This window comes from Thalassospira alkalitolerans (assembly GCF_002115745.1).
GTDB classification, from domain to species: Bacteria; Pseudomonadota; Alphaproteobacteria; order Rhodospirillales; family Thalassospiraceae; genus Thalassospira; species Thalassospira alkalitolerans.
The window spans coordinates 234,221-250,132 of sequence record NZ_JFKB01000008.1 but is presented as its reverse complement, the minus strand read 5'-3'; the positions used below and the strand labels follow the sequence as shown (position 1 = coordinate 250,132).

General features: G+C 56.8%; 11 protein-coding genes. 5 read left to right on the top strand and 6 right to left on the bottom strand.

Features of this window, described 5'->3' with window-relative positions; genetic code table 11:
* The first annotated feature begins 79 nt into the window (after positions 1 to 79).
* Complete coding sequence (locus tag TALK_RS13410) at positions 80 to 1,549, top strand: WecB/TagA/CpsF family glycosyltransferase (RefSeq protein WP_169715033.1); 1,470 nt, start codon at positions 80 to 82, stop codon at positions 1,547 to 1,549.
* Positions 1,546 to 3,699 carry a GumC family protein gene (locus TALK_RS13405; protein ID WP_085619625.1) on the top strand — a complete coding sequence of 718 codons (2,154 nt, stop codon included), beginning with the start codon at positions 1,546 to 1,548 and terminating at the stop codon, positions 3,697 to 3,699. Before TALK_RS13410 ends, TALK_RS13405 begins: the two co-directional genes overlap by 4 nt.
* Before the next feature lie 321 nt (positions 3,700 to 4,020).
* Here the strand turns inward: TALK_RS13405 and TALK_RS13400 are convergent, their stop codons facing one another.
* Positions 4,021 to 5,454: an O-antigen ligase family protein gene (locus TALK_RS13400; RefSeq protein WP_085619624.1), complete on the bottom strand. Its 1,434-nt coding sequence runs from the start codon at positions 5,452 to 5,454 to the stop codon at positions 4,021 to 4,023.
* Positions 5,455 to 5,477: 23 nt separating this feature from the next.
* On the opposite strand from TALK_RS13400, the gene TALK_RS13395 reads away from it, so the two are divergent.
* The 3 genes from TALK_RS13395 (at position 5,478) to hrpB (ending at position 10,757) form a co-directional block, all read left to right on the top strand.
* A complete protein-coding gene (locus TALK_RS13395) occupies positions 5,478 to 6,563 on the top strand; it encodes an O-antigen ligase family protein (RefSeq protein ID WP_085619623.1) in 1,086 nt (361 codons plus the stop codon).
* Entirely contained in the window at positions 6,553 to 7,905 is a 1,353-nt protein-coding gene (locus TALK_RS13390; RefSeq protein ID WP_085619622.1) for a prenyltransferase/squalene oxidase repeat-containing protein, read from the top strand. The genes TALK_RS13395 and TALK_RS13390 overlap by 11 nt, the downstream gene beginning before the upstream one ends.
* Positions 7,906 to 7,982: 77 nt before the next feature.
* Positions 7,983 to 10,757: an ATP-dependent helicase HrpB gene (gene hrpB, locus TALK_RS22265; protein ID WP_245829896.1), complete on the top strand. Its 2,775-nt coding sequence runs from the start codon at positions 7,983 to 7,985 to the stop codon at positions 10,755 to 10,757.
* Between the two features lie 54 nt (positions 10,758 to 10,811).
* Here hrpB and TALK_RS13375 read toward each other — a convergent pair whose 3' ends face one another.
* The 5 genes from TALK_RS13375 to TALK_RS13355 are packed head-to-tail and all read right to left on the bottom strand — an operon-like array spanning position 10,812 to position 15,908.
* Positions 10,812 to 12,086: an amidase gene (locus TALK_RS13375; RefSeq protein WP_169715032.1), complete on the bottom strand. Its 1,275-nt coding sequence runs from the start codon at positions 12,084 to 12,086 to the stop codon at positions 10,812 to 10,814.
* Entirely contained in the window at positions 12,083 to 13,216 is a 1,134-nt protein-coding gene (locus TALK_RS13370) for a M20 family metallopeptidase (RefSeq protein WP_211274821.1), read from the bottom strand. The genes TALK_RS13375 and TALK_RS13370 overlap by 4 nt, the downstream gene beginning before the upstream one ends.
* 34 nt (positions 13,217 to 13,250) lie before the next feature.
* Positions 13,251 to 13,967: an ABC transporter ATP-binding protein gene (locus tag TALK_RS13365; RefSeq protein WP_085619662.1), complete on the bottom strand. Its 717-nt coding sequence runs from the start codon at positions 13,965 to 13,967 to the stop codon at positions 13,251 to 13,253.
* A 2-nt stretch (positions 13,968 to 13,969) separates the two neighbouring features.
* A complete protein-coding gene (locus tag TALK_RS13360; RefSeq protein ID WP_085619620.1) occupies positions 13,970 to 14,755 on the bottom strand; it encodes an ABC transporter ATP-binding protein in 786 nt (261 codons plus the stop codon).
* Between the two features lies 1 nt (position 14,756).
* Positions 14,757 to 15,908, bottom strand: a complete 1,152-nt coding sequence (locus TALK_RS13355) for a branched-chain amino acid ABC transporter permease (protein WP_085619619.1) — start codon at positions 15,906 to 15,908, stop codon at positions 14,757 to 14,759.
* Positions 15,909 to 15,912: the final 4 nt, after the last annotated feature.

Genomic DNA, 15,912 nt, shown 5'->3' with positions numbered 1-15,912 from the left:
CGCAATGATTGGCCGCCATCGCGGGGGCAGGCATTGGCGAGGCCCAACAAGGGTGGGCCAGACAAAGGTGGGGACGGGGATGACCACCGACCAACGGGATTTTTTCGGTTTGCCGCTTGATCTGCGTCGGCAGGATCAACTGGCTAACGACATTTGCAAGCGGATCGAGGGCGGGGGGTGTTTTCATCATCTGTCGTTAAATGCCGTCAAGCTTGTCCTTGCCCGACGCAATCCGAAATTGCGCGATGCGTTATGCGCGGTTGATTGCGTATCGGCCGATGGCATGGGCGTGGTTTGGACGGCCCGGCTTATGGGGGTTGCCGTATCGGAACGGGTGACCGGGATCGATTTGATGGATTGCCTTTTGACCCGTTTTAGCCAAACCCGGCATTCGGTTTTCCTGCTTGGTGCGCGGGACGATGTTATTGACCGTTTGAAAGACCGATTGGTGGTTGATTACCCCGGTTTGGTGATTGCCGGTGCCCATCATGGATATGATCCCGATGATGCAAGGCTTGCCGATAGTGTGCGGGCAAGTGGCGCGGATGCGGTTTTTGTTGCCCTGCCCAGTCCGCGCAAGGATGTGTTTGTGCGTGATTATGGCCAACAAACCGGATGCAGGTTTGTCATGGCGGTGGGGGGCGCATTTGATGTGATGGTCGGTGATATCGCGCGCGCCCCGAAAATCTGGCAGCGATGCGGGATGGAATTTGCTTGGCGTATCCTTGCCGCGCCGCGCGTGATGGCCCCGCGTTATGCACGCGGGCTTTGGGCGTTCGCCGGTTTGGCTGTGCCCGAAATTCTGCGCTGGCAATCGCGACGGTTTATGCGTGTGGTTGGCATGTTGCTGGTTTTGGTCATGGTGTTTTCGATGATGCCGGGCCGGGTGGATGCGCAAAATCAGATGGTTGTTTCGGCGGTGGATCGTGACATGGCCGATCAAAGGGCAAAGGCCCTGATGGGCTTTTTAGCCGAGGATTTGCGCGATCCGGCAAAGACCGATGGGCAAAGTACCATTGATGCCTTGGTGGCGCGGCTGGTTGGGTTTTCCGCGGATGCAACGGGGCGCGAGACGGCACCAGAAGACAGGGTGATTGCCGTCGATGATTTTCGGCTTTTGTTTCTTGTTCTGGATCGGTTGTTGTCGCTTGCCCAATTGGTCGCGCCGGGCGGAACGGGGAGCTTTTTATTGGAACTTGTGGTGATGAAGGCCGCCCTTCGCCTGGTGGAATTGCATCCCGATCCGGCGCAAGCGGGGCGTCTGTTGCAATCCTTTGCCCCGGGGATGTCACGACAGTTACGGGCGCGGGGGTTATTTGATGCCGGAGGGCGCATTGATCCGGATGTGTCGGGCAATAATGCGCAGGCAGATTTGCAAACCACATCGGGCAATCCATCGGTGCCGCGCGATCTGTATGTTCGTTTTGCCCGGAATTTTGCGCAAAACCCGGCTAGCCTTGATGCACCGCAAGAGGCCCCGGTTTGGGGGCCAAAGGTGGATGTTGATTTGGATTTCGAGTTTGAACAACCATCGGTGAGCCCGCGATGATGGATCAATACGAACATCGTGCGCAACATCAGCACCGCCGCCGATATCATGATCGGCGGCAAGGCCGGTCCCAAAGTATGGGCGATTTGACATTGCTTGATCTGGTGCCGTTGCTTTGGCAGCGGCGCGGGGTTGTGATGTTGGTATTTGTGTCGGTGATGATGCTGGCCGCGGCGATTATTCCACGTTGGGGGCAGTCTTATCGCGCATTGGCACGGATTGGTTTTGTTAGTGAGGTGCCGATCACGGCAAGCGATGGGCAGGGGGCGGCCGAGCGGCTTGAAACCCGGATGGCGGCCATTCGCGGCAGCGATGTTTTAACCGCGGCCTTGGCGGTGTTGCGCGGCGAAGGGGTGGCGTTTTTACCCGGTCCGGAACGTCAAACAAGCTGGATATCGTTATTGGCGGCCAATGCCAGTGCTTTGGGGTATCAGGACTGGCCGCAAACCAGCGAAACCGAACAACGCGAACTTGGCATTTTGCGATCCCGACTTGACGTTGCGCGGATTGGCAATGCATCGGTTATTGAAATCAGTGCGGTTGATCGCGATCCTTTTCGCAGTCAGCAGATCGTCAATGCGGTGATTGACAGTTATTTGTGGCAACGCGAAACCGACCGTAAACAGGGACTTCGCGCCCAGTTATTTGAAACCCGTGATCAACTGATTGCGGCGAATGCGCGGCTTGAAACGGCGGAAACCGCCCTTGCCGATTGGCAACAGAAGGCGGGATTTGTCGAGGCCGATGAAAACCGTTTGATGCTGGATCGGATTTACGCCTTGAACGCGGAACTTGAAACTGCGCGGCGTGATCTTGAACGGGCAAAATTGCTGGCCGAAGGACGGGCACAGGCAAGATCGGTCGAGGAACTTTTGGCTTTGCCGCCAGTCGCCAATCACGAAATGGTCCGCAAACTTGCCGCGCAATATGATGATGTGCGGCGCAGTTACGTTGCGATGGATCAGCGTTACGGGCCAAAACACCCGGCGATGATTGCCAAGACCGGCGAACTTGCAACAGTTAAAACCCATCTGGCCGAGGCCGTGGCGCTTGCCGCGCGTCAGATTGATCTGGATTTGCGACAGGCCCAAAAACAACATGATGTGATTACCGCCCAGCGTGACGCTTGGCAGGCAAGATTGTCGGATCGTCATGACCGGGCCTTGGGGCAGGCGGTTTTGGTGCGGGCGGTTGATGTCGCCCGAAACGAGGCCGATATGCTCGGCCGTCAGGAACAGGAATTTCGCGCCAGTCTGGCCGCCTTTCAAAGCGATACAATGGTGATGCAATCGGCAAATCTTCCGGAAATGGCCGAGTTTCCAACCCGGCGTGATTTCTGGATGGCGGCCTTGTTGATGGCACTGTTTGCGGCGGTTCTGGCTGGATTTTTACGCCATCATTTTGATCAGGCGATTGGTGATGATGACGATATCGAACATCGTTTTGGCCTGCCGGTTTTTGCCCGGACCCCGCAGGTTTCAGGCAGTGAAAAGGCCCCGGTGGCGATGGAAGAAGCGGTTGGTCATCTTGGCGTTTTGATCAATATTCTGGCCAAAACCGGGGCTTTTCCGGGCAAGGCACATGTGACCTGCATCGGGTCCGCTGTGACCGGCGAGGGCAAAAGCAGACTGGCCCGTGATCTTGCGATCAGTTTTGCCGCATCCGGGTTTCGCACCTTGTTGCTTGATGGTGATTTGCGCCATCCCACACGGATGGGGAAATTTGATGTGAACGGGGATTTTACGGCACTTTTGGCCGGGGATAGCAGTGCGAAAAGTGCTGTTCGCCAAAATGTTGATGGCATGGGGTTTGATTATCTTGGTGCGCGGGCATCGGTGCCGGGCCATATGGCGACCGGGTTGATTGAAACCGGTTTGGCCGATGTTTTGACAGGGTTGCGGGCGGAATATGACCGGATCGTGGTTGATAGTCCGCCGATCCTGTCGGTTGCGGATGCGGTGCTGTTGATGGGAATGGCCGATACAAGATTGATGCTGGTCCGGCGCGGTTATAGCAAAAACCGGGATGTGAATGATGCGATTGGTCATTTGCAATCGGCGCGATTACATGCCGACGGGGTTGTCCTGACGGCGGCAAAACTTAAACCGGCCTATGGGCATGCCGATGCACCCGTGATGGGGGCTGTTTGATGATCGGGCATTTTAAGTTTGGGTATTTGACGGTTTTGGCTTTTGGATTGGCCGTGCTGTTGGTGGGGTTTTTCCGGTTGGGTGGCGAGGTTTTTGCCCTTGGCAGGATTGATGACCTGCATGCGGCCTTGCGCGATGGGGATGGATTTTCCCATGCCGCGCAGTGGCAAAGGGTGATGGTGGCTTATCATGACCATGATGGGCAGAAATTGTTGCAAGCCACAGACGATCCGCTTGCCACCGCGCCGTTTGATCCGGTTTTATTGTCATTTCGGGCGTTGGCGATGGCAATGGTGGCTGAGGGGGAACCTGATCTGGCGGTTATATCGCGTGATCTTGATCTTGCGGCCCGGATTGGCGCGGGGCGGCCCGATATTGATGCCCTGCGTCAGGTTGTAATGGCGGTGCTGCTTCAAGACCGGCCAACAGACACAAAAGCGGTAAAACCAGCGCCGGAAGTCCCGCAACCCAGCCAAATGTTGCCATGATGGCAAATTGCACGGCAAGGGTGACAAGCAAGGCGCGATCAAGCCCGTTTTGCGAGGCACGAAGCGCCTTAACCCATCGATATAAACCAAATCCGATCAAAGACAATGTGGCCGGAATGCCCAGTGTGATGGCGATGTCGAGCCACAGATTATGGCTGCTGAACCATTGCGCATTTCGGTTGAGGTTATTGGTGGCAAAATGATCAAGCACCACGGCAATGCTGCCCGGTCCAAAACCGGCAAAAGGCCGATGGGAAATGGCGATAATCGCGGTTGCCCATGCATCATCACGCTGGATCAAATCCGGGCGGGTCAATTGGGCAAAGCGACGGGCAATTTCGGGGTTGGCCATCGTAATGGTGATCAAGGTGATCAGTGCGGCAAGGATAAGGATTACCGGATAACCCCATCGCCAATGACCGATGCGCAGGCGGTCTGGCCGATACAGCATGGCAAATCCGGGAACCGTAATGGCCAGTGCAAAAAGCGCACTTCGGGAATGGCTTTGCGTCAGGGCGGCGGTAAAGATCAGGGCCAAGGCCAGCCAGCCACCGCTGGTATCGATCCGTTGTCCGGGCGATGCGGCCGGTTTGGCACAAAACACATACAGACAGCCCAACACCGAGACGCCCATCAAGCCGCCAAAGGCATTGCGATTGGCAAAGCTTCCGGTCCAATCGCCGAGATGGCTTTGCTTGGCAAACCAAAAGGTGGTTTCAAGCGCAAGGATATCGGCAGTGCCAGCCAGAAGAATTTGAAAGCATCCCGAGATGATCACCGCCACGATAATCAGCCGGGGAAATGCCGGGCCGCGATTTTGCGCAATCAGGGCGGCAAGAATATAGGTGCCGATCAGCCAGATAAGATCGCCAATCACGCCGCAAAAGGCCGTTGGATAAAGCGCAATTTGCCGGGCTTCAAACGGGGCGGGCTGGATCGGCCAGATCGGGGCGGCTTGCAGGGCCAGCCAGATCGATATCAGAAATCCGGCAAGGGCAATTTGTTTGATTGCGGGGGGCAGTTTGATGGTGCCGTTGGTGCGGATTTTTACCGTTATGGCAACCAATCCGACCCCGGTCAGGAGTGTCAAAATTGCCATTGCCCATGGCCGGGCCCCGCCCAACAAAAGCGGCGCCAGAACGATCTGGGATGTCAGGCAAAATTGCGCCAACCCAAGCATTGCCATCCCGAAAAAAGCTGTGATTCCAATGCCATCACGATAGCGGAGTTTTATGACGCTGTCGCGTGGCGTGATCAGCATGACCATTGTGAATTCGGATAAGATTACCGATGCGTGAATTGGACCTCAAACCTGCCTATCAGAACATGAAACGCCCGGTATCTGTGCCGGGGGGAATTTCCATGCTGTTCATGGTGTTGGGGGTTTTTGTCATGCTGGCCTCGCTTTGGCTGATCGGGCTTGGCGGGATGGCGGCGAAGCTGGTGTTGCTTGGGTTTTGGGGGCTGATGATTGTGCCGCATCTGATGCAGGCCCGATTAAACGGTGGGGATTGGGCGGCACTTTTCATTCTGTGCGGGTTAATCGGTGTTGTGGCAATCGGGGCGGGCGGGCTGGATGCAAAACTGCGGCTGATTGGCAATTTGCTGATCTTGCCGCTTGGCCTGATCTGCGGGGCGTTGATCGGGCGCGATTGCTTGCGGGTGATGATACCGGCATTGGTGATTTATTTGCCGCTGGCCAGTGTGTTTCAACTGACCCATGACGGATGGCGGCTTAATCATCCATTTTTGTTTCTCGGGCTTTTTGGGTTGTGCTGTGTGGCGGGTTTGGCGGGCCGTGTTTTTGGTGTGATTGGCTTGATCAGTGCGGTTGCGGTGATGCTTAGTCAGACACGGATTGCCGTGTTCGCCCTTTTGATGGTGGTGGTTGGACGGATCAATTTATCGCGGGCATGGACATGGTTGCTGGGGCTGCCAATTATCATTGTGGCGGGTTTTTTCGTGGTGAACTGGTTGCCGCGGATTTTGATGACCCATGGCAGCGGGCGATTGGCATTTTGGCAGATGTTCTGGGCCGATTGGCAGGCGGGATCGGACAGCCAGAAATGGCTGGGATTTGGGGCGGGCAGTGTCGAGACGGTTTTGCAAAACCTTCCGTCGGCGGCGGCATTTGGCGCATTGCATAACGACCATTTTCGCATTTTGTTTGAAACCGGATTGATCGGGGCGGTGTTGTGGGTTTTGGCATGGGGGATGCTGATCTGGCGGTTGCGGCAGGCACGGTTGGCGGTTTGTATTCTGGGGTCGGTCGCGGTGACGATGGTGACCGATAATACGCTTTCCTATGGGCATTATTTGTTGTGTTGCGGTATGGCCGCCGGGATTGCGATGCACGAGGTGACGCATGGCGAATAACGCGCATTTGATGGCAGTGCGCGACCGGGTTTTGGCCGAAATGGCCAAGGCTGATTTCGCCGGGGCCGATCCGTTTGACGGGCTGGAAAGCAGGCTTTTTCGCAAAAGCGGCCTGATGGGGTTTCGCACGGCGCGGTTGGCGTGGTTGCAAGCGATCAAACGCGGGCCGGGTTGGCTTCGTTCTTTGGCAATGATCCCGCCTTTGCGCAATGGCAAAACATTGGCGTTGTTGCAGGGGGCGGCAGGGGGCGTTGGGCTTTGTGATTTTCGGGCCGAGCTGGTTGCCCTGCAAAACGATGATGGCGGTTGGGGATATCCGTTTGCCTGGCAAGCACGGGCCTTTTACGCCACACGCGGCCAAAGCAACGCGATTGTTACAAGCTTTGTCGTCGATGCCCTGATGGCGGCGGGCATGGCCGACGATGACCCGGTGATGGGGCGGGCGGCGGTGTTTTTAAGCAGGCTGTGGCGGGACGGCTTTTTTGCCTATCTCGATCACAGTGATGCGGAGGTTCATAATGTTAGTTTGTGGGCCGCATGGGCGTTACATCGGATTGATCCGGCGAACCCGATGATCGGGTCGGCGGTGAACCGGGTGTTGGCCGCGCAAAACCCGGATGGGTCATGGGCCTATGGGACGCGGTCGCATCATCGGTTTATCGACGGATTTCACACCGGGTATGTCCTTGACCTTTTGGATCGGTTTCGCCGGGCCGGGGATGGCGGGATGGCGGGGTTGGAGAAGGCGATTGGCCGGGGATACGGATTTTATCGCGCAAAATGTTTTGACGGTGATGGCAATCCGCGCAGTTTCGCCGGGCGCGATGGTTTTGTCGATTGTCATGCGGTGGCGCAATCCATCGCCAGCCTGTGCCGGTTTGGCGAGGCGGCAGAGGCCAACCGGATTGCCGATTGGGCCATCGAAACGCTTTTTGATGCGAACCGCGGTGTTTTTTATGCCGGGTTAGGGCGTTTTGGCCCGGATCGGCGGGTTTATATGCGCTGGACGCAGGCGTGGATGGTCTGGGCGCTGTCGATTGTGATAGAAAAGACTGCGATGATAGATGCCACAGATGTCTTTGACCCGACCGCGCCGCTTGTTTTTGCCCATCCCGATCCGGCGCGCCCGGCAAAGGAGGATGCCTTGCGCGTCCTTTCCGAAGGCGCGTTTCGCGAATTGTTTCATGTGACCCGGATCGAAGCGCAAAAGATGCGCGCCAGTGGTGATATGGAAGCGCTTTATGGCCTGACGCGGGGCTTGAAAACGCTGCAACGGATTGGCGGGGATCGGGGGATAATCCTCAACGCCCGACGGGTGGAAATAGGGGCGAGCGCCAAGTAATCTTGCCGATTTACGCATTATGCGAAATAACCGGGTCAGAATACCAATCCGCAAAGCTACACATCAGAAAGCCGTTTATGCCCCAAGCCTTTCCCGCCCTGCCGATTGATGCCGTTCTGCCCGAGCTTTGTGCCGTGCTGGAAAGCGGGACCCATGCCGTGTTGCAGGCCCCGCCGGGGGCGGGCAAGACGACGAAGGTGCCGTTGGCGTTGTTAGATGCTGTGTGGCGGGGCGGGCAGAAGATTGTGATGTTGGAGCCCCGGCGGCTGGCGGCACGGGCGGCCGCACGGCGGATGGCGCAATTGCTGGGCGAAGGCGTTGGCGAGACGGTCGGGTATCGCGTGCGGTTCGATAGCAAGGTTTCCGCCAAAACCAAAATCGAGGTCGTGACCGAAGGCATTCTGGTCCGGATGATCCAGGATGATCCGGAATTATCGGGCATTGCCTGTGTGATTTTTGATGAATTTCATGAACGGTCGCTTGATGCCGATTTGGGGTTGGCGCTGGCACTGGAAACGCAAGGCGCCCTTCGCGATGAGTTGCGCATTGTGGTGATGTCAGCAACCCTTGATGGCGATCCCATCGCCGCCCTTATGGGCAACTGCCCGCTGATCAGCAGCGAAGGTCGGGCTTATCCGGTTGAGACGAAATATATCCCGATGCGACCCAATGCATGGGTTGATCGTGAAATGACGGCGGCCATCCGCATGGCCCTGCGCGAGGAAAGCGGGTCTATCTTGGCGTTTTTGCCCGGACAGGGCGAAATCACCCGGGTTGAGGCGGCATTGAAAGACGGGCTTGATCCATCGGTGATGATTGCCCCGCTGTATGGCGCGATGGAAGCCCGCGCACAGGATTTGGCGATCCAGCCCGCCCCGGAGGGCAAACGCAAGGTGGTGCTGGCAACCGCGATTGCCGAAACGTCACTCACCATTGATGGGATTCGGGTGGTGGTGGATTGCGGGCTGCAACGATTGCCAAGGTTTGATCCGGCATCAGGGATGTCGCGGCTGGTGACGGTGAAATCATCGCAGGCCAGTGCCGAACAGCGCCGGGGCCGTGCCGGACGGTTGGAGCCGGGGGTGTGTTATCGCCTGTGGGCCGAGGCCGAACACCGCGCCCGCCCGGCCTTTACCGCAGCAGAAATAAGCGAGGCCGATCTGGCGCCGCTAACCCTTGAACTTGCGCGCTGGGGTGTCACTGATCCCGCCAGCCTGCCTTGGCTTGATCAGCCCGACGGGGCCAAGGTCGATCAGGCGCGTGATGTGCTTCGGCGGTTGGAAGCCATCGATGATGCCAATCGCATCACCCCGATGGGCACCGCCATGGCCGGATTGCCGGTGCATCCGCGGTTGGCACATATGATGTTGCGCGGGGCGCGGCTTGGCTTGGGTGAAATTGCCTGTGCGCTGGCGGCATTGTTATCAGACCGGGATTTCATGCGCGGACGCGGGGCGGATTTGCGCCTTCGGGTCGAGGCGATTTTGGCCCGCAAAGCACCGAAAATGATTGGCGAAGCGGCAAAGCAGCTGGCGCGCCGCCTGCGTGAGGCAGCACAGAAAGATGCCATGGCAAATGCGGGCAAGACGGGGGCTGGAGTTGGGTCTGGTGCTGGTGCTGGCGCTGGCGCCGGTGGTGGCGGCAGCGTCGAAAGCAGCGGCAGTCTTGGTGTCGGGGCTGGTCGTAACGGCAACGCCACCAGCAACGGCCAAAATGGCGAGGGCGGCGGCAGCATTGGCCGTGGTCTTGTGGCAGGTGGCAAGGGTAACGGTAACGGCGTAATTGATGATGACAGCGGCGGTCGTCGTGCCCATGGTCTGACCGCTGACCCCGACAGGAGCGGCAGAAGTGCCGACGCCGGAAGCAATGCGGTTGATCATGCCGATCAGGTCGGGTTGTTGCTGGCATTCGCTTATCCCGACCGGATTGGCGAGCGGCGCAAGGGGGCGGATGCGCGCTATCGCTTGTCGGGCGGGCGTGGCGGGGTGTTGGCCAATGATGATGGCATGGCGAACGAGCCTTATATCGCGGTGGCCGAGCTTGACGGGCAGGCACGTGAAGCGCGGATTTACCTTGCCGCTCCCCTGTCACGTGTGACGCTTGAAACCTATTTTAACGATCAAATTTCCGAGGGCACGGAAGTTTTCTGGGATACGCAAAGCAGTGCCGTTCAGGCCCGCTGGCAACGGCGGATCGGGGCGCTGGTTTTGGATGAAAAAGCCACCCGCGACGAAGCTGAACCCGACGCGATTGCCAATGCGATGATCGAAGGCATTCGGCGTCTGGGCCTGCATTGTCTGCCATGGGATAAGGCGGCAGAGGGTTTGCGCGAACGGATTGCGTTTTTGCACCGGGTTGATCCGCAAAACTGGCCGGATATGAGCGATGATGCGCTGTTGGCGTCGCTTGAAGATTGGCTGGCGCCGTATTTGGGCGGGATCAACAAACGGGCGCAGTTAAAACAGATCAATCTGGCCGAGGCGCTGGTTTCGGGGATTGATTGGAACCAACGTCAGGATCTGGATCGTTTGGCCCCGACCCATTGGACGGTGCCAACCGGATCACATATCCGCATTGATTACAGTGCCGATCCCCCCGGATTGCCGGTGCGGTTACAGGAAATGTTTGGCGCAACCGAAACCCCCAAAATCGCCGGGGGCAAGGTGGCGGTAACGTTGCATTTGTTATCCCCAGCGCAAAGGCCGCTTCAGGTGACCGCCGATCTGGTCGGGTTCTGGAACGGGTCCTATGCGCAGGTCAAAGCCGAGATGAAGGGCCGTTATCCCAAACATTATTGGCCCGACGACCCGCAACAGGCGACACCGACCCGGCGCGTTAAAAGCAAGATGTAAACGTCGCAGATTTAACGGTCGGTCTTGAGCATGTTGCGGGGTGAGGCAGAGAGCTTAGACAAGATGATCCTGTATCCATGCGGCGGCTTGCAAGACGCGGGCATCATCGCCAAACCGGCCGATAACTTGCACGCCGACGGGCATATTGTTGGGGCCGGTAAGGCCCGGCACATTGATGCAGGGGACACCGGCAAAGGTCCAGATGCGGTTGAAAACCGGATCGCCGGTGGCATTCAGGCCCAAGGGGGCCTCGCCCGGGGCGCTGGGGCAAATCAGAACATCACAGGTGTTCATCGCATTTCGAAGTTCGGCCCGGCTGCGTTGTGCCTGACCAAGGGCATCATCATAATCGCGCGATGATACCTGTTGCCCGGCGTCAAACCGTTCGCGGAACTTGGCGCTGACCTGATCGGGATGGTTTGTGACATCGAAAAGCCCGGTAAAGCTGACTTCGTAATCCATGGCAAGGCCATGGGCATCGGCCAAGGCGGCAAAGGATGCGGACAGGTTGATATCGCGGATATTTGCGCCCGATTTGCCAAGTTTTTCAACCGCATTGGTCAAAAGCGATTGGGTTGTGGTATCGGCATGATCCCATTGCGGCGTTTGGCAGAAACCGATTTTAGGCACCCAGTCATTTGACGATGACCGAATGTCGAGTTCCGGCCGACGGCCCAGAAGGGATGCCAGAAAACCTGCATCCTTAACCGTGCGGGTCAAGACGCCAAGGTGATCCATCGACGGGGCGAGCGGGCGGATACCGGTTAAAGGCAGATAGCCGTAGCTGGGTTTGTAACCGACAACACCGCAAAAAGAGGCCGGTCGGATAATTGATCCGGCGGTCTGGGTGCCCAGTGCCGCCGGGACATGGCAATCGGCAACGGCGGCGGCCGATCCGCTGGATGATCCGCCCGGTGTGCGGTTTAAATCATGTGGATTGGCGGTTTTACCCGGCTGGAAATAGGCAAATTCGGTTGAGACGGTTTTGCCCAGAACAATGCCACCGGCATTGCGGATGATGGAAACACAGGCGGCATCCTGTGCCGGGCGGTGGCCTGTATAGATTGGGGATCCATATCCGGTTGGCATATCGACGGTGTCGATCAAATCCTTGATCCCGATCGGGATGCCCGAAAGCGGGCCGGGGACCGGGTGCTTTGCCAAAGACGTGGCACCATCCCGGTCGATCTGCATCCACGCGCCGACACTGTCTTCGCGGTCTGAAATGCGATCCAGACAGGATTGCAGAAGGGTTTCAGATGACAAGGTACCGTCAGAAATCGCCCGCGCGGCATCCAGCAAGGACAGGGTGTTTGGATTTGCGGTCATAGTTTGTTCCATTGTGCGGCCAGTTGACGATAGATATCGACGGCTTGTTCGATCCGGGACACATGGCAAAATTCATCGGTCTGATGGGCCATTGCGGCCTCGCCCGGACCCAAAACCACGGTGGGGACAAAATCAAAGGCGCGGGTCAGGATTGAGGCATCTGTGAAATAGGCCGCTGTTTTGTTTTCAATCGGTTGTTCAAGGATGGTTTCCATCAAGGTGAAGACCGACTGCATCCAGGGATCATCGGGTGATGTCCAGACGCCTTCAAGATTGACCACCGGGGCAAGCGTGACATCATCGCCCAGATAGGACGATAAATGTTCAAGGATGGCGTCATTATCCTGACCGGGGATGGTGCGGATATCGATCCCGATTTCGGCGCGGTTGGGAACCGAATTGACGTTTATGCCACCATCCACCGTGCCGACATTCAAGGTCGGCGGCCCCATGACCGGATGACGGGCGATGTTGAAATCGAAATCTTCGAGTTTGGTGATCGCACGCGATGCCTTGTAAATGGCATTAACGCCAAGTTCGGGCATTGAGCCATGGGCGGTCACGCCCTCGGTCAGGGCCTTGATCCACAGGGCACCTTTGTGGCCAACATAGGGGTAATTTGACGTTGGTTCGGCAACAATAATGGCACCGGCCTTGCCCAGAACACCGTCGAGCCCGGCAAGATAGGCCGCACCTTCGCACCCGGTTTCCTCGCCAGCGGTGATGACCAGAACGACACCGGGGCCATCGGCCAGTTCGGCGGCGATATCAATCACGGCACAGACAAAGGCCGCAACACCCGATTTCATGTCACTTGTGCCACGGCCATAGATTTTACCATCCGAGATTTCGGCGGCGAAGGGCGGCATTGACCATTCTTTTTGACCCAGCGGGACCGTATCAAGATGACCGGTAAAACATAACGGCGGGCGATCATCCGATCCGCCAATCCGTGCGATCAAGTTGGTCCGGCCCGGCGCAAAGTCATGATAGGAAATGTCAAAGCCGTTTTTAGCCAAAAGGCGACCGACATATTCAACACAACCTTGTTCCGGATTGACCGGGTTGACGGTTTCGAAGCGGACCAGTTGACGCGTCAGTTCGACGGCATCAATTTTCGCATTGGGCACGGTGTATCCCCTGTTTTTTTTGATTGTTTCGGCCTTAACCGAAATAAGCCTCGTGGACTTCTTTGTTTTCGGACAGTTCCTGTGCGGTGCCTTGGGCAACAACCCGTCCCTGTGACAGGACATAGCCATAATGGGCGATGGCCAATGTTTGATGCACATTCTGTTCGACAAGGAATACAGTGATGCCCTGATTATTGATCCGCTGGATGATGTTGAAGTTTTCCTTGACGAAAAGCGGGGACAGGCCAAGCGACGGTTCGTCGATCAGCAGGACTTTGGGGGCGGCCATCAAACCGCGCCCGATGGATACCATGGCCTGTTCACCGCCCGACATGGTGCCGGCCAATTGGTTGCGGCGTTCTTTCAGGCGGGGGAAAATATCAAAAACCTGATCCATCCGATCGCGCAGAACGGTTTCCGAGTTTTCCTGATAACCGCCAAGGCGCAGGTTATCGACCACGGTCATTTTGGGAAAAACTTTGCGGCCTTCGGGGATGCAGGCAACGCCAGCGGCGATGACCTTGTGGGTTGGCAGACCCACCAGACTTTGATCATCGACCAGAATGTCGCCTGATCGCGGCGGTGTCAGACCCAGAATGGCGCGGATGATGGTTGATTTCCCCGCCCCGTTCGACCCCAGAAGGCAGGTAATTTTCCCGGCCGGAACCGACAGGGAAACGCCTTCGAGGACATCGGCTGAATCATAGGCCGCATAGATGTTTTTGACTTCAAGTGCACTTGCTGTTGCCATGATCATTCCCCTCCGAGATAGGCTTCCTGGACAAGTTTGTCCGAGGCAACGTCGCGATAGGCGCCTTCGCAGATTTTCTGACCGAAGTTCAAGACAATGCATTTGTCTGTGACGCGTTCGATCATGCCCATTTCGTGTTCGACCAAAATGATCGACAATCCGTCAATCATTTCGCGGACTTCAAGGATATCTTCCATCAGTTCGCGGGTTTCTTCGTGGGTCATGCCCGCCGAGGGTTCGTCGAGTAACAGCAGGCGGGGGTGGCTGATCAGGGCGCGGCAGATTTCGATGCGCCTGCGATCAATCATGCGCAGGGTACCAACGGGTTCGAACATTTTGTCGGCCAGGGCCGGATTGAAAATCTGCAAAAGCTTGCGGGCTTCTTCGTGATTTTCTGTGATCTGTTTTTGCAGGGCTTTGCGCTGAAACACATTGAACATAATGCCGTGGTTCAGGCGCTTGTGATTGCCAATCATGATGTTGTCGAAAATCGACAGTTCAAGACACAGGCGTGATCGCTGGAATGTGCGCGCAACACCGGCTTCATAAACTTTCTGGGCGGGCCAACTGGTAATATCCTGTCCGAGAAATTCGATGCTGCCGCCATTGGCGGCATAAATGCCGGTCAGAACATTAAACGAGGTTGTCTTGCCCGATCCATTTGGCCCGATCAGCCCGACGATCTGCCGGTTGGTCAGTTCCATGTTGAATTGATTTAACGCGACCACACCGCCGAACCGTCGGGTCAGTCCGCGAAAGGCCAATACGGTTTCTTGTTGCTGTTCCATATCAGCCCCTCCAACCCGGGATATATGCGCGCAAACCACGCGGAAGGATGCCCTGCGGACGGAAAAGCAGGATCAAAATCATCACAATTGCATAGATCAGGAACCGGTATTCCTGAATGGCTTGCAGTTTTTCAGGCAGCAAAACCACAAGCCCGGCGGCAAGGATTGTGCCCCACAGGCTTCCCATTCCGCCCAGCAAGACGATGGACACCAGAATAAGGGAGTCAGAAAACGCGAAATTTGATGGCGCGATAAAGCCAAGCATCATCGCGTAAAGGGCGCCCGCCGTTCCGGCAAGGAAGTTGCCAAGCGTGAACGCCGTGATTTTCCAGCGTTTGATATCGATGCCAAAACAGGCCGCAGCCGTTTCATCAAGACGCACCGCATCAAAATTCAAACCAATCCATGATCGTTCGATCCGGCGCATCAGAACAAAGGCCAAAATGACCATGATCAGGGCGAGGATCACGTAATTCATATAGAATGACAGTTCGATATTTTCGCTGATTTCGATGTTGCTGTTGAAATCCCAACCGAAAAGATTCATCCCCGGAACGCGCAATCCCTGTGGGCCGCCCAGCGTATCGTTGACTTCCAAAAAGGTGCGAAACAACAGGCCAAAGGCGATTGTGACAACCGCCGCATAATGGCCGCGTGTGCGCAGGACCGGGATGATCAGGATGGACCCGATGATTGCCGCAGCAATGCCGCCCAATGCAATGACCATCAACAATGGGACGGATGTATCGCCCAGAACGGCGGCGGTATAGCAACCGATGCCGAAAAATGCGGCCCCGGCGAAATTGACCACACCGGTATAACCGAACTGCATGTTAAGGCCGAAACAGGCGATGACATACATCATCACCGTTGCGATCATAAGCAACGGAAAATGATCTTCGCGGAACCAGAAAACCACCACAAGCACGGCGGCGATAACTGCGCCGTTCATCAGTTTTTCATTGCGCGACAGGCATTGGGAAATGGCTTTGATGACGCCAAATTTTGCCGCCGCAACAATGAGAGCCGCAGCGACAAGAAGCAGGGCAAAGATTTCGGTCTGTTCTTCGATGGCGATAAACGTCACCATAAAGGCCGTTCCCAGTGCGGCAAGCAGCAGGATGACCAGCTTGTCTTTGAGTGATTGTGTCATGGTG